The 19,492-nt window shown below is 38.0% G+C and carries 22 protein-coding genes; 7 read left to right on the plus strand and 15 right to left on the minus strand.

Features of this window, described 5'->3' with window-relative positions:
- Genes J8L85_RS08555 through J8L85_RS08580 form a run of 6 tightly spaced genes read right to left on the minus strand, consistent with a single transcriptional unit; the run spans position 1 to position 6,115 of the window.
- Positions 1-1,332, minus strand: coding sequence for a DUF58 domain-containing protein (locus tag J8L85_RS08555; protein ID WP_211016478.1), 1,332 nt, complete (start codon positions 1,330-1,332; stop codon positions 1-3).
- Positions 1,333-2,331 (minus strand): MoxR family ATPase, encoded by a 999-nt coding sequence (locus J8L85_RS08560; RefSeq protein WP_211016480.1) that lies wholly within the window; start codon positions 2,329-2,331, stop codon positions 1,333-1,335.
- Entirely contained in the window at positions 2,321-3,541 is a 1,221-nt protein-coding gene (locus J8L85_RS08565; RefSeq protein ID WP_211016482.1) for a DUF4350 domain-containing protein, read from the minus strand. The genes J8L85_RS08560 and J8L85_RS08565 overlap by 11 nt, the downstream gene beginning before the upstream one ends.
- Positions 3,534-4,271, minus strand: a complete 738-nt coding sequence (locus tag J8L85_RS08570; protein ID WP_211016484.1) for a DUF4129 domain-containing protein — start codon at positions 4,269-4,271, stop codon at positions 3,534-3,536. The genes J8L85_RS08565 and J8L85_RS08570 overlap by 8 nt, the downstream gene beginning before the upstream one ends.
- A gap of 1 nt (position 4,272) precedes the next feature.
- The gene (locus tag J8L85_RS08575; protein ID WP_211016485.1) at positions 4,273-5,157 is read right to left on the minus strand and encodes a hypothetical protein; all 885 of its coding nucleotides are present in this window, start codon (positions 5,155-5,157) and stop codon (positions 4,273-4,275) included.
- Entirely contained in the window at positions 5,138-6,115 is a 978-nt protein-coding gene (locus tag J8L85_RS08580; protein WP_211016486.1) for a stage II sporulation protein M, read from the minus strand. Before J8L85_RS08580 ends, J8L85_RS08575 begins: the two co-directional genes overlap by 20 nt.
- Positions 6,116-6,148: 33 nt before the next feature.
- Here J8L85_RS08580 and J8L85_RS08585 point away from each other — a divergent pair, with 33 nt between their 5' ends.
- Together J8L85_RS08585 and J8L85_RS08590 are read left to right on the plus strand one after the other, a co-directional pair.
- Positions 6,149-6,865, plus strand: a complete 717-nt coding sequence (locus J8L85_RS08585) for an RDD family protein (protein ID WP_211016487.1) — start codon at positions 6,149-6,151, stop codon at positions 6,863-6,865.
- A gap of 3 nt (positions 6,866-6,868) precedes the next feature.
- The gene (locus J8L85_RS08590; protein ID WP_211016488.1) at positions 6,869-7,483 is read left to right on the plus strand and encodes a trimeric intracellular cation channel family protein; all 615 of its coding nucleotides are present in this window, start codon (positions 6,869-6,871) and stop codon (positions 7,481-7,483) included.
- 15 nt (positions 7,484-7,498) lie between these two features.
- Here the strand turns inward: J8L85_RS08590 and J8L85_RS08595 are convergent, their stop codons facing one another.
- Positions 7,499-8,209: a peptidylprolyl isomerase gene (locus J8L85_RS08595; RefSeq protein WP_247656615.1), complete on the minus strand. Its 711-nt coding sequence runs from the start codon at positions 8,207-8,209 to the stop codon at positions 7,499-7,501.
- Here J8L85_RS08595 and J8L85_RS08600 point away from each other — a divergent pair.
- Positions 8,208-8,849 (plus strand): CoA pyrophosphatase, encoded by a 642-nt coding sequence (locus J8L85_RS08600; protein ID WP_211016489.1) that lies wholly within the window; start codon positions 8,208-8,210, stop codon positions 8,847-8,849. The two genes, J8L85_RS08595 and J8L85_RS08600, sit on opposite strands and share 2 nt — an antisense overlap.
- A gap of 24 nt (positions 8,850-8,873) precedes the next feature.
- Entirely contained in the window at positions 8,874-9,680 is an 807-nt protein-coding gene (locus J8L85_RS08605) for a lysophospholipid acyltransferase family protein (protein ID WP_211016490.1), read from the plus strand.
- Here the strand turns inward: J8L85_RS08605 and J8L85_RS08610 are convergent.
- The 3 genes from J8L85_RS08610 to J8L85_RS08620 all read right to left on the minus strand — a co-directional run bounded on the left by J8L85_RS08610 (position 9,677) and on the right by J8L85_RS08620 (position 12,373).
- Positions 9,677-10,327, minus strand: a complete 651-nt coding sequence (locus J8L85_RS08610; RefSeq protein WP_211016492.1) for a hypothetical protein — start codon at positions 10,325-10,327, stop codon at positions 9,677-9,679. The genes J8L85_RS08605 and J8L85_RS08610 overlap by 4 nt on opposite strands.
- Positions 10,328-10,330: 3 nt before the next feature.
- Positions 10,331-10,825, minus strand: coding sequence for a sigma-70 family RNA polymerase sigma factor (locus tag J8L85_RS08615; protein WP_211016494.1), 495 nt, complete (start codon positions 10,823-10,825; stop codon positions 10,331-10,333).
- Between the two features lie 120 nt (positions 10,826-10,945).
- Positions 10,946-12,373, minus strand: a complete 1,428-nt coding sequence (locus tag J8L85_RS08620; protein WP_211016496.1) for an amidohydrolase — start codon at positions 12,371-12,373, stop codon at positions 10,946-10,948.
- 103 nt (positions 12,374-12,476) lie between these two features.
- Between J8L85_RS08620 and J8L85_RS08625 the strand changes: the two genes are divergently transcribed.
- A complete protein-coding gene (locus J8L85_RS08625) occupies positions 12,477-13,769 on the plus strand; it encodes an NAD(P)/FAD-dependent oxidoreductase (protein ID WP_211016497.1) in 1,293 nt (430 codons plus the stop codon).
- Between the two features lie 6 nt (positions 13,770-13,775).
- Here the strand turns inward: J8L85_RS08625 and xerD are convergent, their stop codons facing one another.
- Positions 13,776-14,672 carry a site-specific tyrosine recombinase XerD gene (gene xerD, locus J8L85_RS08630; protein WP_211016499.1) on the minus strand — a complete coding sequence of 299 codons (897 nt, stop codon included), beginning with the start codon at positions 14,670-14,672 and terminating at the stop codon, positions 13,776-13,778.
- 395 nt (positions 14,673-15,067) lie between these two features.
- Here xerD and J8L85_RS08635 point away from each other — a divergent pair, with 395 nt between their 5' ends.
- On the plus strand, positions 15,068-15,586 hold the full coding sequence (locus J8L85_RS08635) for a hypothetical protein (RefSeq protein ID WP_211016501.1): 519 nt from the start codon (positions 15,068-15,070) through the stop codon (positions 15,584-15,586).
- Positions 15,587-15,714: 128 nt separating this feature from the next.
- A complete protein-coding gene (aroQ, locus tag J8L85_RS08640) occupies positions 15,715-16,128 on the plus strand; it encodes a type II 3-dehydroquinate dehydratase (protein ID WP_211016503.1) in 414 nt (137 codons plus the stop codon).
- A gap of 50 nt (positions 16,129-16,178) precedes the next feature.
- Here the strand turns inward: aroQ and J8L85_RS08645 are convergent, their stop codons facing one another.
- The 4 genes from J8L85_RS08645 to J8L85_RS08660 all read right to left on the minus strand — a co-directional run bounded on the left by J8L85_RS08645 (position 16,179) and on the right by J8L85_RS08660 (position 19,375).
- Complete coding sequence (locus J8L85_RS08645) at positions 16,179-16,454, minus strand: DUF3817 domain-containing protein (protein ID WP_211016505.1); 276 nt, start codon at positions 16,452-16,454, stop codon at positions 16,179-16,181.
- A gap of 67 nt (positions 16,455-16,521) precedes the next feature.
- Positions 16,522-17,913 (minus strand): dihydrolipoyl dehydrogenase, encoded by a 1,392-nt coding sequence (lpdA, locus tag J8L85_RS08650; RefSeq protein ID WP_211016507.1) that lies wholly within the window; start codon positions 17,911-17,913, stop codon positions 16,522-16,524.
- Positions 17,914-18,148: 235 nt separating this feature from the next.
- The gene (gene msrB / locus J8L85_RS08655; protein WP_211016509.1) at positions 18,149-18,643 is read right to left on the minus strand and encodes a peptide-methionine (R)-S-oxide reductase MsrB; all 495 of its coding nucleotides are present in this window, start codon (positions 18,641-18,643) and stop codon (positions 18,149-18,151) included.
- Positions 18,644-18,808: 165 nt separating this feature from the next.
- Positions 18,809-19,375, minus strand: a complete 567-nt coding sequence (locus J8L85_RS08660) for a collagen-like protein (RefSeq protein ID WP_211016511.1) — start codon at positions 19,373-19,375, stop codon at positions 18,809-18,811.
- Between the last annotated feature and the right edge of the window lie 117 nt (positions 19,376-19,492).

The raw sequence follows: 19,492 nt of genomic DNA on the forward strand, positions 1-19,492 counted from the left end.
CTAGAGCAACCCTCTGGCCTTTATTTCCAAATATTTGTTTATTGTATTGATGGTGAGCTGTTCTGGTTTTGTAAGTATGGTCTGTATGCCGTATTTTTCTAGCTCTTTTTGCATCAGTTTTTTCTCTAACGAGAATTTTTCTGCAATGGCTTTATGATAAATGGCCTGTAAATCTTCCGCATCTGTTTCTATAAGTTTTTCCAATTCCGAATTTTCAAAGAAAATGACGACCAATACATGTTTTTTGGACATTGCCAAAAGATAGGGCAATTGGCGCTTTAACCCCGAGATATGTTCAAAATTGGTATAAAGCAGTAACAGGCTACTATGGTTCACCTTACGTTTAATATGACCGTATAAAAGGCCAAAGTCAGAATCGGTGAAAGCTGTGTCAATATTGTAAAGCTGCTCGAGTATGGTGTTCAGGTGGGTAGTTTTCTGAATGGCCGGCACATAGGTCTCAATATTTTTTGAGAAACCTATAAGTCCCGTTTTATCGTTTCGTTTTAGAGCTACGTTAGAAAATGCCAAACAACTATTTATAGCGTAGTCCAATAATTTTAATCCGTTAAAAGGCATTTTCATAACCCTACCCGTATCTATGACCGAGTAAATGGGTTGTGATTTTTCATCTTGGTATTGGTTGACCATTAATTGGCGCTGCTTGGCGGTCGCTTTCCAGTTAAGGGTCCTAATATCGTCTCCGGGTACATACTCCTTGATCTGTTCAAATTCTTGAGTATGCCCAATTTTCCTTATTTTCTTTAATCCAATAGCGGTAAGTCTATTGCTGATTGCCAAAAAATCGTATTGCTGCATTTGTATTATGGACGGATAAACGGGGACCATTTGGTCTTTTTGAAATACAAATTTTCTTTTAATGATCTTTAATGGCGAAGAGGCGAATAAAATAAGGTTTCCAAAAACGTATTCTCCTCTATCTACGGGACGAACCTCATAATCAAAATTCTTCTTTTTACCCTTTACCAGAGAGGTTTGAAAGTTAAAATCCCTTTTTTGAAATTGAACGGGGAGTTCATCTATAAGTGAAATATAGGTTTTAAAAGAATAACCGGTCTCAAAATATATTGTGATCGGGTTTACATCGCTGTTCGATAATTTTTTAGGAAGTTTTCTTTTTGCCTTTAGACCCGAACCGGTACCATAAAGAAGATATATATCAAAAAGAAAGAAACCGATCAGTAAAAGGGTCAATACCCAAGCAATCGGGTAGATGGGTTTGATCCAATAAGAAAGTATAAAGCATGCCGATAGGCAGGCCAAATATTTAAAAAAGGTGTTATGTATATAAAAGGATCTTAGAAATTTCATCTACCGTGGTATTTCTACACTTTCCATTATCATTTTAACTACGTTCTCAGTAGTCATACCTTCCATTTCTCTTTCAGGGGTTAGTATTACCCTATGGTTAAGAACGGGTACCATTGCTTTTTTAACGTCTTCGGGGGTAACAAAATCTCTTCCGTTGATTGCGGCGAAAGCCTTGGCGCTATTTAAAATGGCCAATGATGCCCGCGGAGATCCCCCTAGGTATAAATGGGGGTGGTTGCGTGTTTTGGAAACCACCTCGGCAATGTATTTAAAAATTTTCTCCTCTACGATAATCTCATGGATCTGTTCTTTAAATACCTGTAATTGTTTTGGCGACAACACATCGTTGACCAAGGTTTGAGGTAATGAGCCTTTTCTGTTGTGATGTGTTTTTAATATAAGTATTTCTTCTTCGGTTGCTGGGTACGATACTTTTATCTTGAACAAAAACCTGTCTAATTGAGCTTCTGGTAGGGCGTAGGTTCCCTCTTGCTCTATAGGATTTTGAGTGGCCAATACCATAAAAGGCGCTTCCAATTTATAGGTGGTACCGTCCATGGTCACTTGTTTCTCTTCCATAGTTTCGAACATGGCGGCCTGTGTTTTGGCAGGAGCCCTATTAATTTCATCTATTAAGACGATGTTAGAAAAAATGGGACCTTTTTTAAATTCAAAATCCGAGGTTTTAGCATTAAAGACAGAGGTGCCAAGAATATCACTGGGCATAAGGTCTGGCGTAAATTGAATGCGGTTAAAATCGGTTTTTAGGGTTTTGGCAAATAGTTTTGCGGTAATGGTCTTTGCAACGCCGGGCACCCCTTCTATCAGAACATGGCCATCTACCAATAATGAAACGATCAAAAGTTCAATGAAGTTTTCTTGCCCTATAATGACCTTGGCCAATTCTTGTTTAATATCCTTAACCGCCTTTTGTAGATCGGCCAAGGGTATTCTGTTATCAAAACTAAGGTCGTCTTTTTGTTCCTCGTTATTTTGCATCTATCTCGGATTTAAATTTTTGTATAAGTTTATTAAGGGTTATCAGTTCATTGTCCGTAATCTGAGAGCTATTTTTAAGTTTTTCTATGTACGAAAACAATGTGATAGTTTCTTCCAATGTATTTCCACTTCTAGCGGCCAATCGGCGGTAAAAGTCATCACCTTTGGTAATATTGTCTATATAGTAGCGACTTTTTAAATAATTTAAAAAGTAGTTTATTTTATGTTCTACGATCAGTTTTTTTTCACCTTTCTCAAAATACATGTCCGAAATGGTCTTGGTAAAGGCCATGGTTTGGTTTTGCAGCGGGGTAATTAACGGTATGGCCCTTTGTTTTCTCTTGCCTTCAAAAACAATGTATAAAAGACTTCCGATCAGAACAATGTAGTAGGCCCATTTTAGTTCTTTTGTATTAAGAAAAATATACATGGGCGAAGTATAAACAGCCTTTCCGCTTTTATAATGGTTATCCATATATACATTTCTAGAATCATCAAAGTATGAAACCAGGCCAGCGGTATAATCTTTATTATTTTCCTCTAAAATAAAGTAATTGGTAAATGCCTTTGGAAATGTGGAAAGAATGATCTCTCCTTTTCCAAAATGTTTTTTAATGGCGGTCAGTTCTTCTATATCTTTCTCGTTTTCATTTTCCGATACCCTTACGGTTGCCAAGGCGGAGGTATTTACCGTATCTATTTTCTCAAAAACAGTCACGAAATTTACTTTTTCGTAATTAAAAGGATGTTCGCCCTTTAATGTTTTGTTTACTAGCTGGTGTTCTTGTTTCTGGGCGACTTCAAATCCTCCGTATACGACTTTTGTGTCTATGCCCAAGGTATCCTTTAAATCGGTTTCAAAACTTTCCGAAGCTATGAATAGGGTGTTTCCCTGTGATGTCCAATCCAAGAGTTCATTCAATTCTGCCTTTTCAAAAGCGACATTGTCGTTAATAAAGACATAGGTGCCTTGCGGCGTATTTTCTTTGCTCAAAAATTCAAAAGGGGGTATATGCACTTGTACAACCTTATTCTTGAAAAGGCTGTTTGTTATTAACTCATTGGCTATTAATGTGCCATAAGGTATTTTGTGGGTGGCGACGTAAGACTCGAACCAATTAATCTCTTTTGGGCGGTTGTATTGCAAGAGAAATAGTGCTCCTAGGGTAATTACCGCAATTACGATATATACAAGGCTCTTTTTACGCATTGGCAATTATTTTTTTTAATGCCAAGAAAGAAGCTTCCGCCTTGTTGTACTTGGTATGGTCTATAGGAAAATCTCCGTACCATATATAGTTATAATGCCTAGTGATAGTATTAAAGTTTTCTTTTAGACCGGCTTCTTGTATTTCCTTTAAATAATCTTCATTGGTTTTTTGAAGCTCCCATTTTATAATATCCTTTTCGGTCATCAACTGTAAAATATACAGGTAATAATACCTAATGGCCAAACGATAATCGTTGTTGGCCAATGCCTGCTTTATAAGCTGTTCTATATCGGTATTCTTTATAATATGTTCTTCTTCTGATAAACTTACCAAAGGTGTGTTGCTTTTTGAAATTACGGAGTTGGTGTTTATGTTAATGAAGAATTTGATGAGTATAAAAAGAAGGGCGACCAATAAAAGGTAAGGTAATATCTCTAAAAAAGTATTAAAGGCACCACTTGCTTTTTCTATTCCAAAAAGCCACTCAAAAAACCGCATAACAAGATTTGACATCCAGTTCTTGAAAGATACCCACCAAGTAGGCGCATCTTGCTTCACCACTTCATAGTCAAAGTCGGGGTTGTTCTTATATGATTCCAGATCGGCAGGGCTGATTTCTTTACGGACAATCTCAGAGTTATCATAGATGACCGATACCGAATCTGTTTGGGCATGGGAAAAAGTGATGGTAAGACCAATCAATATAAAAAGCAAAAAATGTTTTGGCATTTTATTCCTCAAGAGATTTCCCTAGATTTTCTATGCGTTCGTATGTACCTGTAAAATTCTTTTTTTCATTAAGGTTAAAATAAATGAAAACCGTAGCTATCACAGAGATGAGGTTCAGTAAAAATTGGCCCACTGTATTTAAGACGTTCAATAAAATATAAATAGGATCTTTGGTAACGCCCATAACACTTTCCGCGTCTATTTCACCAGAAAAAATACCCATTTTTAACCATTGGTAAATAATGGATGGTATTGCAAAGGCATAGCTGGCGACTACAATAATGATTCCGATTACGAAAAGTGTCGCAAAGGTGATCCACCATTCCTCTTTTATAAGTTTAAAACTGTAGCTATATGCATCTGAAGCTCCCATTTTATTATAGACCATTATAGAGAAAGAAAGTATTAAGGGTACGTAAAGGTATATGCCCGGTATAATGCAAAGCATAAAGCCCACACCTAAAGAAAGCCCTACCATGATACCAAGCCCTATAAAACTCCAGAAACTACCGTAGACTTCTTTTTTAATGGTGTCAAAATCTATTTCTCCCTTCCCGTTGGCATAAGATTTTATATAGTGGAGCACTGTAGATTGCGACATGGTGTATACCGCAATAATAGAGCAAAAATAGATCAGGGCTATTACAAATACCGTGGCTAGGTTCGTACCTTCGTTCCATCGGTCTTCTATCATAAGGTTAAAAGAGTTTCCGGCATAATATAAATAACCTACTAAAGAAATGACCATAACGGCCAAAAATGGACCTACGATCTTAAAGTAGGTAGAAAAAAAGGTTTTGAACTCTGATCTTAGAAAAGCAAAAGTATCTGTAAGTACGTCGCCTAATTCACGTTGTTTTTTAAACTCAATATAATTTGGATTCATCTAATTTTGGTTTTTTATGTATTTGGGTTGGATATATAACGTAGTAAAATAAAATAAGTGCCAACGAGCCTAAAATAATTATAATGGCCAGCCAATCGGGCATTTCGGTATGTCTTGTTACAAAACCTTCCAAGAACCCCGCAATTATAAAAAACGGTATGGTACTTATCATTATTTTAAGTCCGTTTTTTACTCCTCTTTTAAATGACTCCAGTCTGGTATACGTACCCGGAAACAACATGCCGTTGGCCAAGACCAATCCAGCACAGCCTGCAATGATAATTACCGATATTTCTATAGTGCCATGGATCCATATTGTTCTTACGGATTCCCATAAAAGGCCTTTTTCATAAAAGAAATATTGAAAACTGCCCAACATTATACCATTCTGCAGCATAATTATTAAAGTACCCACACCCAACATAATACCGTAAGCAAATGCCATTAGGGCAACCCTTATATTGTTGATGGTAATACCAAGGAACATGTTAAATTCACCCATTTTTTTGTACACGGCCATAGGGTCTCCTTTTTCTATATTTTCCAAGGTCATGTTCACATAGGCATCACCGAGAATGGAACGCACAAAATCACCTTCGTTGGCTGCCGAAAAGGCCCCCACAAAAGAGAAAAAGACAAACACTAAAAAAGCGATCAACAGTTCGCGATGATGTTGCTTGAACATGTATGGGAATTCGGTTTTCCAAAAAGTGATGATCCTATTTTTAGATTCCCTCTTTGATTTGTAAATCTTCTGATGGGCCTGCGAGGCAAGGGAGTTTAAATAAAGCTCTGTGTTGCTAGATGGGTAGAAGGTCTTTGCATAGCTTAAGTGATCCGTTACCTCTATGTATAAATCGGACAATACATTGGGGTCAAGATTCGTTTTGTTTGCCAGTGCATTTTCAAAAGTTGACCATTTGTCCTTATTTTGCTTTACAAAGGCAGCTTCGCGCATTAACTATTAGGTTTATACCAAAGAAACAAAAGAATGGAACAATTTCAAATAGAAACCGCCCAAAATATAAGTATAGACCAAAATACGGCGCATCTTGGCGACCGTATGCTAGCATACATTATAGATAGCCTTATTATCGTAGTATATTATGTATTAATGATCTGGTTTTTATTGGCTTTAGATGTGGATCCCAAAGATCAATGGGCTATTTTTATGTTAATGGGGCTTCCTGCCTTTCTCTATTATTTGTTATTGGAAACCTTTATGGATGGCAAGACCGTAGGGAAACATTTTATGAAGATAAGAGTCGTAAAATTAGATGGCACCAAAGCTGGCTTTTCTAGTTTCTTTGTACGTTGGATATTGCGTTTTATAGATGTAATGCTCAGCTCTGGAGGTATTGCCGTATTTACCATTTTGATTAGGGGAAAAGGACAGCGCTTAGGTGATATAGCAGCCGGTACGACCGTAATCAGTGAAAAAAAACGAGTTTTTTTAAAAGATACCCTATTACGTGATCTACCTGAGGATTATATTCCTAAATTCCCCCAGGTAACCGTTTTTAAGGATAGTGAAATGCAAACCATCAAAAATCTCTTTGATGATGCCAAACGTAATGCCAACCATAAAATAATTCTTTCATTGGATCAAAGAATAAAAAAAGTACTGGATATAACCTCTGATCTTCAACCTATAGAGTTTGTGGATACGGTTATAAAAGATTATAGTTATTATACCCAAGACCTATAATCTATGTTTTATACTCTAATAGATATTTTGGGTACCATCGCTTTTGCGATTTCGGGGGTGTTGGTCGCCATGAACAAAAAGTTGGATGTATTTGGTGTTTTCATTATCGCATTTGTTACGGCAGTAGGGGGCGGAACTTTGAGAGATGTGTTGATTGGGAGTACGCCCGTTGGGTGGATGAAAGAGCCCAGTTACATCGTTATTATTCTGGTTACCGTTATTATCTCTATTCTGTTCTCGAATAAATTGAAACATTTTAGAAAATCACTTTTCTTGTTCGATACTATTGGTATAGGCCTGTATACGATGGTAGGTGTAGAAAAAGGTCTTAATGTGGGGCTTATGCCCATAATGTGTATAGCCCTAGGTACCATGACAGCCTGTTTTGGTGGTGTTATTAGAGATATCTTGTGTAATGAAATACCGGTAATTTTCAGAAAAGAGGTTTATGCAACTATCTGTATTGCAGGTGGAAGTATCTACTTTATAATTATTCAGTTTCCCGTAAATTCTGAGATTGCGTATGCAGTGGCTATCCTTTCTATTATAGTTATGCGATTACTGGCCGTAAAATTTAAGATATCGCTACCTAATATTTATCCCGAAAATAGAAAATAGGAAATACCAAATCGGTTATTCAACGACCTCCGCTTTGGTAATATATATGTTCTGTGAAGGCCAATCGCCTTTTCCTACCGGTTGTCTACTTATCTCATCCACTACATCCATACCTTCTATAACCTTGCCAAATGGGGTGAAATCTCCATCTAGATGGTAAGATCCAGGATTGGTCACCACGATAAAAAACTCGTATGGCGATGCTAACATATGTGGGTTGTCTATTTCGCTACTGGGCATAGATACCGTACCTCTGTGGTGTTTGTATCCTTTTCTTGTATCGGGCGGTAAAAGGTAACGTCCAATTTTTTTTCTCTTTTTTGCCGTTCTTTCGTCATCGGAATTACCGCCCTGAATAATAAAATCTTTAACAACCCTATGAAATTGGGTTTGGTCAAAGTATCCCTTTTTGGTCAGGTAAATAAAATTGGCCTTGTGATAGGGCACATTGTCATAGAGCTGTATTACAAAACTTCCGAATTTTGTGGTGATCTTTACTTTGTTCTCTTTTAGGTCTTTTTGATAATCAAAGAAGAAATCTATGGCATTGTCCTCGGTAAGTTTAAATTCTTCTTCCTTGGGTTTTTCTTCTTCTACTATAATTGTAGAATCTTTTTCTTTTGTAGCCGTGTTAGATGGTGTTTCTGGTTTCTTCGGATTATCTTTGCATCCTACGACCATAGCCATCACAAAAAATAAAGAATATAAGAAAGTCTTTGAGCGCATGGATTTTAACATTTTTGAGCAACGGATATCAAAAATAAAAGAATTACCTCTTCCGGGCGAAATTTCACATTATAAAATGGCACCTGAGGTAAGGGTCAAAGAACTTTTAGAAGGTAAAATTGTCAAGAGAAACCCAAGAAAAGCGGGGGTTATGGCTCTTTTTTATCCCGGCAGGGAAAACAGGACCCATCTATTGTGTATTTTAAGAAAAACATATGAAGGGGTACACTCCAATCAAGTTGCCTTACCCGGGGGAAAAGCGGAGAACGAGGATTTAGATCTAGAGATGACCGCATTAAGGGAAACCCATGAGGAAGTAGGGGTGGATCCCACCGATATTGAAGTTGTACGCGAACTTTCAGAAGTTTATATTCCACCTAGCAATTTTGAAGTGCAACCGTTCGTTGGACTATATAAAAGACCGAAACCATTCAAGATTCAAGAATCTGAAGTGGAGTCGTTATTGGAGATTTCATTGACAGATTTTTTAGAAGATTTGAACATGGTTACCAAGACCCTGAGCACATCATATGCAAAAGATATAGACGTACCTGCCTTTAAATTAAATAATTATATTGTTTGGGGCGCAACCGCCATGATGTTAAGTGAGATTAAAGACCTTTTAAAACAAGTGTTGTAAGGCTTATTTAGTATTTTAGCAAATATGGAACTGTTTAAGAAAAATCCTTTTGGGCATAACTTATTTTTAAAGAAATGGTTAATACGTGTTCTTGCGGTATTATCCCATCAACGTTACAAACGTTTTAATAAGTTAGAGATAGAAGGTTCTGAGATAATAAGAAGCTTGCCCGATTCAAATGTATTGTTCGTAAGTAATCACCAAACTTATTTTGCCGACGTGGTGGCTATGTTCCACGTTTTTAATGCGAGTTTAAGTGGTAGGGAAAACTCCATAAAAAACTTGGGTTATATATGGCAACCTAAATTGAACATGTATTATGTTGCCGCAGCGGAAACCATGAAAAAAAGTTTGTTGACAAAAATTTTGGCCTATGCGGGCTCTGTAAGTGTGGAACGAACCTGGCGATCAGAGGGCAAAGATGTGAAAAGGCAGGTTAAAATGAGCGATATTTCCAATATAGGAAAGGCGCTACAAGACGGCTGGGTCATTACCTTCCCCCAGGGTACTACGACCCCTTGGAAACCCTTAAGAAAGGGAACGGCACACATTATTAAAAAATATAAGCCTGTAGTGGTACCCGTGGTAATAGATGGTTTTAGGCGTTCTTTTGATAAAAAAGGGCTGCGGGTAAAGAAAAAAGGTATTCTACAGTCTATGGTAATAAAAGAACCTTTAGATATTGATTACGAAAATGAATCTACAGAATCTATTATTGAAAAATTAGAGTACGCCATAGAGCAACACCCATCCTTCTTAAAAGTAATTCCAAAAGAGGAGCTGTTGGCCTATGAAGAAGAAAATAAACAACGAAAATGGAAGGCCAATTAAAATTCCAGCTGCCTTAATTCCTTATAATTTTTCTGTAATTTTTTTAAAAGTAGACCATATAGCAAAAAGTATACACCGCCCATAAAGAGGGTAAGTAACACTCCAAAGCCACCAATACTCAGCATTAGCGTAAATCTAAGTTTTTCTTCGGATATATGTTTTAGCCCTTCTTTTAGTTCTGGAAAAGCATCTGCAAGATTATCACTTAAAAAGACCCCTATTAACATTATAATTATGGTAACCATAATCATGGACAAAGAAAATATGACATAATGCTTTACGGTTGCCCTAGTTCTAATAATTTTTTTCATTAGGCTCTTCGAGTCATCCAATACGCTTATTTCTTTAAATCTTTTATAAAATTGATAAATGAAATATATAGCGAAAATATAAGTGATGATTGAAGCGGCCAAAAGATAATTGGACACCCCTATATTGTCATAGATCTTTAGACCCTCTTCCATAGAAGGAATTAGGTAAAGCAAATGTGGCAAAGTAAATTCAAGGATACTTATGATCAATATCCATTTTACTATGGAAGATGATTTTTTCCAAATCATTTTATGGATATCCGAATAGGAAAGTTTTGGCATATCCATTTCCTTTTTTTGCCAGTCTTTTTTTAATAAATCCAACTCATCCGTCATAATTTAAGGATTCAAAATGGTTCTTAATTTTGTTTTTATACGGTTCATCTTTACCCTAGCATTTACTTCTGTAATACCTAGGGTTTCTGCTATTTCTGTATAATTTTTATCTTCTAGGTACATAAATACCAGTGCTTTGTCTATATCTCCCAACTGCCTTACCGCTTTGTACATTAGTTTTAATTGTTGCTCTTCGGTTTCATCGTATTCATCTGCCTTTATCTTAAATATTACCGATTCATAGTCTTGGGTATTTATCCTTTTTTTAGATTTTCTGTAGAGGGTTATAGCCGTATTTAGGGCAACCCTGTACATCCAAGTGCTAAATTTGGCCTCTCCCCTGAACTTCGGATACGCTTTCCATAACTGAATGGTTATTTCCTGAAACAGGTCATTGTGCGACTCCCGGTCATTTGTGTAAAGAGAGCATACTTTATGAACAATATTCTGATTGTCCTGCAGCTCTGTCACAAATTTATGTTCCAGTTCTTTTTTCACTAGTAGTTGGTTGTTTCTAATTAGTAGTAGATACTTGGCTAATGTTACAAAAAACTATAATTTATAATAAAAAAAGTGCACCGGGCTAATACGGTGCACTCTTTTGTTTTTGTAATCTGTTTAGTTTCGGTATTCTAGGGCGGGTTCTCTATCGCCTAGTAATGGAATGTATTTAAAGTTTGGTCCGCGTCGCTCTTCAAATTCTTGTTTGGCCTTTTCTATCAATTTATGGTCTTTGAATAAATCTATGGCCGTAAGAGTCATTGTTTTGGCAGCGACCATCATACCTTTTTTTCCTATAGATGTTCCCCCGGCGGCAACTGCCTGCCAACTATGTGCAGGTGTGCCAGGCACCCACGTTGCAGATCCCATACCTACTGTGGGCACTGCAAAACTAACGTCACCAACATCGGTAGAGGCAAATGCTTTGGCCTCTGTTTTGTAGGGAAGTACGTTTTTGACCAGGCTTATATCTGCTTCTTCCTTACCCAATGTTTTTGCAATTTTATCTGCGAATTCTTTTTCTTCTTCGGTGTATTCAAAGCCACCAACCTCTGTAAGATTGTCGTGCATCAACTTTTGCAAAGTAAGGTTTGGCAAAAGTTCATGTGTGCCACCGATCATTTCGTAATCCACAGTTGTACCTGTACCCATTGCGGCACCTTTGGCCGCTTTTACAATGCGGTCAAAAATTTCGATGACAACATCTCTATTGCCATGACGGGCATAGTAATATACCTCGGCAAAATCGGGTACTACGTTCGGGGCTTTACCTCCGTTGGTAATTACATAATGTATTCGTACATCAGAAGGAATATGTTCTCGCATCATATTTACCATCATATTCATTGCTTCTACGCCATCTAAAGCCGAACGTCCTTTTTCTGGTGCGGCAGCGGCATGGGCAGAAATACCGTGAAATCTGAATTTTGCCGATTTATTGGCCAATGCGGCCCCTGCGCTAGCAGAATTCACAGAGCTTGGGTGCCAATGCAAGGCAACATCCACATCGTCAAAAAGACCGGCCCTTACCATATATACTTTACCCGAACCGCCTTCTTCGGCAGGTGTGCCATAAAAACGGATGGTACCCTTTATGTTATTGGCGACCATCCACTCCTTTGTTGTTATGGCCGCTGCTGTTGAGGCCGTACCAAAAAGGTGGTGGCCACAAGCGTGGCCAGCTGCGGCACCTGCTGATTTTTTTTCGGGGACCGCTTGTTGAGAAAGCCCTGGAAGAGCATCATATTCTCCTAAAATTCCTATGACTGGGTTTCCGCTCCCGTACTCCGCTACGAATGCAGTGGGAATACCGGCTACTCCTTTTTTTATGGAAAATCCTGCATCTTTTAATGTTTCTTGTAATAGAGCGGCACTTTTATACTCTTGATAGCCCATTTCTGCCAAATCAAATATTTGTTGCGAAATGTCACCATAGGTGTCACTTTTTTGGTCAAGGATTTTTAGTACCTCCTTTTTAGATTTTTGAGCTCTTAAGGAAAGTACCGATATACTTATGGCGAAAAGAACCATCATTGACTTTTTCATTATTTAGTATAAGTTTTGAGTTAGTCCTTAAAGTTACTAAAAACAGGATATTCTTTTCTATTGGAAGTGTGATTGTTTAATTTTGCTCCCTTATAATTAAAATATGAACATACCTCGTTCCAATTGTCCTAGAATTATTATTATCGGTGGTGGTTTTGGTGGAGTTTCACTGGCCCAGAAATTAAGAAAAAAGGATGTACAGGTAGTACTGCTCGACAAAAACAATTATCACACCTTTCAACCTTTGTTATATCAGGTCTCAACAGGTGGTTTGGAGCCGGACTCTATTGCGTATCCGTTGCGTAAAGTATTGATAGGCTATGATAATTTCTTTTTTAGGTTGGCCGAGGTAACCGAGATTTTGGCGGAAAAAAAGATGCTGAAAACTACCATTGGAGAGATTTCTTATGATTACTTGATAATTGCCACGGGGTCGGAGACCAATTTTTTTGGCAACGATGAGTTAGAGAAACATGCAATGGCAATGAAGACCATTCCGCAATCCTTAAACCTTAGAAGCTTAATTCTAGAGAACTTTGAGCAGGCGTTGTTAACGGACGATTACCATGAGCGCGATGCGTTAATGAACTTCGTAATTGTTGGTGGTGGCCCAACTGGGGTGGAATTGGCAGGGGCACTGGCAGAAATAAAAAAAGGTATTCTGCCAAAAGATTATCCGGACTTGGATACAAGAAGGGCCCAAATAAACTTGGTGCAAGGGGGCGACCGGCTTTTAAATGCCATGAGTGACAAGGCGTCTAAAAAGGCCGAACAGTTTTTAGAAGAATTAGGGGTACAGGTATGGAAGAACGTACGGGTTACTGGCTATGATGGAAAAACCGTAAGAACAAAAACGGATTTAACCTTTGAAACCGCTACCTTGGTATGGGCGGCAGGGGTAAAGGGCGCCACCATAAAAGGAATGGACGCCAAAGAACTTTTGGCCGGAGGCCATAGATTGCCCGTAAATGAGTTTAACCAAGTTGTGGGGTACAAAGATATATTCGCCATAGGCGATATTGCCTGTATGCAGACAGAAGATACCCCCTATGGACATCCTATGATGGCGCAGCCCGCTATACAGCAAGGCAGAAATTTGGGTGAAAATTTAGAACGGTTATTAGAGGGTAAACCCCTAAAGCCTTTTCAATATAAAGACAAGGGCAGTATGGCCACTGTTGGCCGTAACAAAGCAGTTTGCGATCTAAAGAATATAAGGTTTCAGGGTGTTTTTGCTTGGTTCGTGTGGATGTTCGTGCATTTATTTTTTCTTATAGGCTTTAGAAATAGAGTAGTGGTCTTTGTAAACTGGGTATATAATTATGTGCGTTTTGATAGAGAGGCAAGACTAATAATCAGGCCTTTTAAAAGAGATTACAGTCAGTTCAAAGATTAAATACGTTTACTTTCTTGGGTGATATTTGTTCATCACATCTGCCAAGTGGCTACGGTCTACGTGCATATAAACTTCGGTAGTGGTGATGCTTTCGTGACCAAGCATTTGTTGTATGGCCCTTAGGTCTGCGCCATTTTCCAATAAGTGGGTCGCGAAAGAATGGCGAAACGTGTGTGGACTTATGTTTTTTTGAAGCCCGATTTTCTCCGCCAAATTTTTAACAATGGTAAAAATCATGGCTCTCGTCAATTGCTTGCCCCTTCGGTTTAAGAACAGAGTGTCCTCAAACCCTTTTTGGATATTTAAATGTACCCGAATTTCGTTTCTATAAATGTTAATGTACTTCTTGTTGATGTCGCTAATAGGTACAAAACGTTGTTTGTTTCCTTTACCTGTTACTTTTATAAAATCTTCCTCAAAGAAAAGATCGGAAAGTTTTAGGGTTGTCAACTCTGAAACACGCAATCCACAACCGTACAAAGTTTCTAGGATCGCTCTATTGCGTTCTCCTTCGGGCGTACTTAAGTCTATGGCCTCTATAAGTTGGTTGATCTCTTTTTCAGAAAGTGTATCCGGTAGCTTACGACCAATTTTTGGGGACTCTATCAAATCTAGGGGATTATCGGGCCTATAATCCTCGAATACCAGATAGTTGAAAAAACTTTTAAGGCCCGATATAATTCTGGCCTGTGAGCGGGGATTTACAATTTTTGCAATTTCATAAACGAATTGCTGTATGGTCTCTTTTTTTATGTGGACAGGGTCCTCATTTAGTTCCCCGGAGTTTAAAAACTCAATGAGTTTAGACACATCCAAAGTATAGTTGGTAATAGAATTATCGGATAGGCCCCGCTCTATTTTCAGGTAGTGACGATAGTCTTTAAGTGCGTCATTCCAATTCATGCCGTAAAGGTAACTATTACATGGGTTATGTCCATTAATTCGACATAGGTCTACATCTTGTTAAGATAGTTTTCGGCAAGGGGTTAAAGACCGATGTTTGTCTTTTTTGGTAAGATACGTCTCTATTTTATATATGTTAAAGGACCAGTTTCAAGTTTTTGTTACTTGTACTTTATTTATACAATGGTTTAAAATTGGTATTAAAGAGAAGACGTACTTTCATTTTTTTATATGTACAAGCTAACGGAAAAACGTTTAAATCTTCGTTTTGATAAAACTGCTTACTAGCTAAATTAGACCATACACAACCATTTGGGGCATGCTTACAACTAAAATTATATCACGGTAAATAACGTAGTAAGTTTATGGTATTAATTAATCACAATAAGCAAAAAATGAGATTCTTTATAATTGTATTGTTTTCGATGGGTATTGGTTATATGGGAATGGCCCAGAAAACGGACCGTACCAATTTTAGGGCCGGATTAAACGGAGGGGTGGTAACCGGTGATTTTTCCGATACCCATAGTCTTACTCTTGGAATAGATATTTACCAACATTGGGGAGTGTCTAAAGAATTGGATTTGGGTTTTACGACCGGATTTTTGAATGCCTTCGGAGAAAAGAAATCTATTACCAACGGTGGGCTCACCATAGAGACCGAGTTTGATAACATTCAATTTATACCCGTAGCCGGTTCTTTGCGGATCTATCCATTTTCAGGGTTTAAGTTTGGAGCTGATCTAGGGTATGCCGTCGGTGTAAATAAAGATAATGGCGGTGGCTTTTTGTACAGGCCCTCTATCGGCGTAGATCTTAATCAAGGATCTTCAGAATTAAATATATCTTACTTTGCGGTAAACGATGAAACAACTTTTTCTAGTGTACTTCTAGGATTTTTGTTCTTGTTTTAGCAGTTGGTTTAAGAGGTTTTTGAATAATATACCAAGATACTTTTGGTGTTTTGTGACAGTTTAAACAAAAATGGTTTTCTACGAAAACCATTTTTTTTGCGATAAAATTATTTAGTACTTTTAACCGCATGAGAATCATTATAATCAACGGCCCTAATCTAAATCTTTTAGGGAAAAGAGAGCCTACGGTTTACGGAAACAAGACCTTTGAAGATTACTTTTCTGAGCTTCAGTTTAGGTTCAAAGATGTAGCGTTGGAGTATTATCAATCTAACATAGAGGGTGAGCTTATATCTAAGCTGCACGAGGTAGGTTTTGATTATGATGGTATTGTTCTCAATGCAGCGGCCTATACCCATACTTCTGTAGGCTTAGGCGATGCCGTTAAGGCAATAGAAACGCCAGTGGTAGAGGTTCATATTTCAAATACCCACAAAAGAGAAGAATTTAGGCATGTCTCGTATATTTCTTCTGGCGCCAAGGGAGTAATTTTGGGTTTTGGCCTACAAAGTTATGATTTGGCCATTCAAAGTTTTTTGTAGCCGTTTATTTTTGGTTGTAAATTCAGGAAAAATCCGATTGGAACCGTAGGTTACCTTAAGTACTTTTCTTCCACATAAAACGTGGCAAAAGGTAAAAGAGAGGCGATACCAAAAATGATAAATCTTTTAATGCCCCACTTTTTGTTTAGGCAAACTGCGGCTGCAAGTACAATGAAAACAACGAACAACAGCCCGTGTGCGTACCCTACATATTTATTGGGTTCTGGAATTTCTGCCCAATATTTCAAGGGCATCGTAATTCCGAATAAGGCCAGATAGGAAATACCTTCTAGTATTGCGGTAGCTCTAAAAGATTTTAATAACATATGCAGCAGTATATGAATCTAGGGAAAACAAGATTATAAACGTCCTGCTTTCCCTAGAGAATGTTTGTTATAAATGTATTACTTCGTCATAAGCATCGGCAACCGCTTCCATTACAGCTTCGCTCATGGTAGGGTGTGGGTGCACTGCTTTTAGTATTTCGTGTCCTGTAGTCTCTAATTTTCTTGCGACCACGGCTTCGGCGATCATATCGGTTACACCTGATCCGATCATATGGCACCCAAGCCACTCACCGTATTTGGCGTCAAAAATAACTTTAACAAATCCGTCAGAAGCACCTGAAGCTTTTGCTTTACCACTGGCGGAAAAAGGAAATTTCCCGATTTTTATATCCAATCCTTTTTCTTTGGCCTGCTTTTCCGTTAAACCAACTGAAGCAATCTCGGGCGTACAATAGGTACAACCGGGAATATTTCCATAATCTAAAGGTTCAACATGCATTCCCGCGATTTTTTCTACACAAAGAATTCCTTCCGCAGAGGCTACATGAGCCAAGGCTTGCCCTGGGGTTACGTCTCCGATGGCATAATAGCCAGGTATGTTTGTTTGGTAATAATCATTTACCAAAATCTTATCTCTATCCGTGGCTATGCCAACAGACTCAAGACCTATGTTTTCGATATTTGTTTTGATACCAACGGCAGAAAGTACAATGTCGGCTTCCAAGACTTTTTCGCCTTTGGCCGTTTTTACGGTTGCTTTTACCCCGTCACCAGAAGTATCTACAGAAGTAACTTCGGCAGAGGTCATTATTTTTACCCCGGCTTTCTTAAAGCTACGTTCCAATTGTTTAGAAACATCTTCGTCTTCTACCGGTACAATGTTCGGTAAGTATTCAACAACGGTAACCTCGGTCCCCATCGCATTATAGAAATAGGCAAATTCTATACCTATGGCACCACTGCCCACAACAATCATTTTCTTTGGTTGCTCGGCCAATGTCATGGCCTCCCGATAACCGATTATTTTTTTGCCGTCTTGTGGTAAACTCGGTAATTCTCTACTTCTGGCGCCGGTAGCTATAATTATGTGCTGTCCACTATATTCTGTTTCTGAGCCATCTTCCGCCTTAACAGATACTTTTTTACCTGATTTTAAAGTTCCGTAGCCCTTAATAACTTCAATTTTGTTCTTTTTCATTAGAAATTGAACACCCTTGCTCATACCATCGGCAACGTTTCTACTTCTCTTGACTACAGAATCAAAATCTTTGTCGATACCTTCGGCCTTTAAACCGTAATCTTCGGCATGTTTTAGATATTCGAATACCTGAGCGGACTTTAATAACGCCTTGGTAGGTATACATCCCCAATTTAGACAAACACCGCCTAAATTTTCTTTTTCAATTATAGCAGTTTTAAAGCCTAGTTGAGAGGCTCTGATAGCCGTAACATATCCTCCAGGTCCACTACCTAAAACAATAACGTCGAAAGTGCTCATATTTAATTCTTTTTGTAGTTGAAAATTGAGGTGCAAAAATACAAAACCAAATTGGAATTTGTTTCGGGTCGGAAATAATTAAACATATGGATGTTGTCTCAATTGTGATATTTTACCACATAACATAGTAGTAGTCAAAGAGGTTCTGGGAATTATAAAACAAATAGGAACCAATATATTGGTCCCTATTTGTTTGTTCAGTACCGAGAAAGTAACTACAATAATGTTTTAAAGCTTATTGGTTATTGTCCGCTACAAACTTTAAGGCCACACCGTTAACGCAATGCCTTAATCCGGTAGGGGCAGGACCATCTTCAAAAACATGGCCTAGATGTCCACCGCAGGTAGCACAATGTTCTTCTGTTCTTTTATACCCTATTTTGTAATCAACATCGTACGCAACATTACCTTCTATCTCTTTGTAGAAACTAGGCCATCCCGTACCCGAATCAAATTTGGTTTCGCTCTTAAAAAGAGGAGTGCTGCAGGCTGCGCACACATAGGTTCCCTTTTTTTTGTTTTCCAAAAGGTTGCTGGAAAACGGGGTTTCGGTAGCGGCCTTTCTTAAAACGTAAAATTCGGCTTCTGTCAACTCAGCTTTCCACTCCGCTTCGGTTTTTTGAATTTTAACACTAGTTGCGGTATCGTCGGCCGCTATTTCTTTTTCCTGCGATACTCCTTTACAATTGGTGAGCAAAAGTAAGAAGGTAATCAAAATTGATGTTTTCATATGTTCGGTACTTTTTGTCTTTAGTCAAGAAAAGATCATCTTACTTTCAAAGTTAACGTGTTTATTTTAGATTGTGGGTGTAAGGTATTGTAAATTAATGTTTTATATGTGCAAAACAAAAAAACTCCGCTAGATAGCGGAGTTTGATATTTTATGTTGGGTATCTTAATCTAGAATTACTTTTTGAATTTCATTTTCAGAAACTCCTAAAGTGCTCATTACACTATGTACGTTCGAAGTGTCCAATTTACCTGTTTGCGCAGCGTCTGCAGGCAAAATAGCAATTCTAAACACCTGGTCGTCGGTGTCTCCTGGGAGTAAGGTGCCCATGTCAAAATCTGATTCCAAGAAAATATTTACATCAAAAAAGGTGTAATCGTAATTATATTGAAGCAAACCTTGGTCCAAGATTCTTGTCTGTGGCATTAGCCTCCATATATCTACGGGGTCTCCGTTGCCGTCCTCGGTCACGTCCCATAAAAGATATACAAGAACCACATCGGTCTCAAATACTTCGATAGTTTGTGGAAATTCATAGAACAGGGAATAATCGTTTTCTGCCGAGAAAGTTCCTTGTATGTCTACTACTTGGCCTAAAATGTTTACACCGTCTTGTCCATCTATGCCATCTCGGCCATCTATGCCATCATAGCCCGGAGGTCCTTGTGGGCCTTCACAAGAAATGAACATGATCGCAAAAAGACAGCTAAAAAGAAGTGTTATTTTTTTCATCGTTTTTTATTTTTTTGGTTTATCATAATTTAATTCATGGTGTTTCAAAAAGCGTTCCAATTTTAGTATTTTAGAAATTATATCTAGAATTTAGATATAGGGGCCAAGTAAAATGGA

This window comes from Maribacter sp. MMG018, from assembly GCF_018100785.1.
GTDB lineage: Bacteria > Bacteroidota > Bacteroidia > Flavobacteriales > Flavobacteriaceae > Maribacter.

Coding starts and splice junctions, on each gene's coding strand:
- J8L85_RS08635 (WP_211016501.1), top strand. CDS start 15,068: ATGAGATTCTTTATAATTGTATTGTTTTCGATGGGTATTGGTTATATG.
- lpdA (WP_211016507.1), bottom strand. CDS start 17,913: ATGAGCACTTTCGACGTTATTGTTTTAGGTAGTGGACCTGGAGGATAT.
- J8L85_RS08580 (WP_211016486.1), bottom strand. CDS start 6,115: ATGCGCGAAGCTGCCTTTGTAAAGCAAAATAAGGACAAATGGTCAACT.
- J8L85_RS08575 (WP_211016485.1), bottom strand. CDS start 5,157: ATGAATCCAAATTATATTGAGTTTAAAAAACAACGTGAATTAGGCGAC.
- J8L85_RS08610 (WP_211016492.1), bottom strand. CDS start 10,327: ATGACGGATGAGTTGGATTTATTAAAAAAAGACTGGCAAAAAAAGGAA.
- J8L85_RS08660 (WP_211016511.1), bottom strand. CDS start 19,375: ATGAAAAAAATAACACTTCTTTTTAGCTGTCTTTTTGCGATCATGTTC.
- J8L85_RS08570 (WP_211016484.1), bottom strand. CDS start 4,271: ATGCCAAAACATTTTTTGCTTTTTATATTGATTGGTCTTACCATCACT.
- J8L85_RS08565 (WP_211016482.1), bottom strand. CDS start 3,541: ATGCGTAAAAAGAGCCTTGTATATATCGTAATTGCGGTAATTACCCTA.
- J8L85_RS08620 (WP_211016496.1), bottom strand. CDS start 12,373: ATGAAAAAGTCAATGATGGTTCTTTTCGCCATAAGTATATCGGTACTT.
- xerD (WP_211016499.1), bottom strand. CDS start 14,672: ATGAATTGGAATGACGCACTTAAAGACTATCGTCACTACCTGAAAATA.
- J8L85_RS08625 (WP_211016497.1), top strand. CDS start 12,477: ATGAACATACCTCGTTCCAATTGTCCTAGAATTATTATTATCGGTGGT.
- J8L85_RS08605 (WP_211016490.1), top strand. CDS start 8,874: ATGGAACTGTTTAAGAAAAATCCTTTTGGGCATAACTTATTTTTAAAG.
- J8L85_RS08560 (WP_211016480.1), bottom strand. CDS start 2,331: ATGCAAAATAACGAGGAACAAAAAGACGACCTTAGTTTTGATAACAGA.
- J8L85_RS08645 (WP_211016505.1), bottom strand. CDS start 16,454: ATGTTATTAAAATCTTTTAGAGCTACCGCAATACTAGAAGGTATTTCC.
- J8L85_RS08590 (WP_211016488.1), top strand. CDS start 6,869: ATGTTTTATACTCTAATAGATATTTTGGGTACCATCGCTTTTGCGATT.
- msrB (WP_211016509.1), bottom strand. CDS start 18,643: ATGAAAACATCAATTTTGATTACCTTCTTACTTTTGCTCACCAATTGT.
- J8L85_RS08600 (WP_211016489.1), top strand. CDS start 8,208: ATGGATTTTAACATTTTTGAGCAACGGATATCAAAAATAAAAGAATTA.
- J8L85_RS08595 (WP_247656615.1), bottom strand. CDS start 8,209: ATGCGCTCAAAGACTTTCTTATATTCTTTATTTTTTGTGATGGCTATG.
- aroQ (WP_211016503.1), top strand. CDS start 15,715: ATGAGAATCATTATAATCAACGGCCCTAATCTAAATCTTTTAGGGAAA.
- J8L85_RS08585 (WP_211016487.1), top strand. CDS start 6,149: ATGGAACAATTTCAAATAGAAACCGCCCAAAATATAAGTATAGACCAA.
- J8L85_RS08555 (WP_211016478.1), bottom strand. CDS start 1,332: ATGAAATTTCTAAGATCCTTTTATATACATAACACCTTTTTTAAATAT.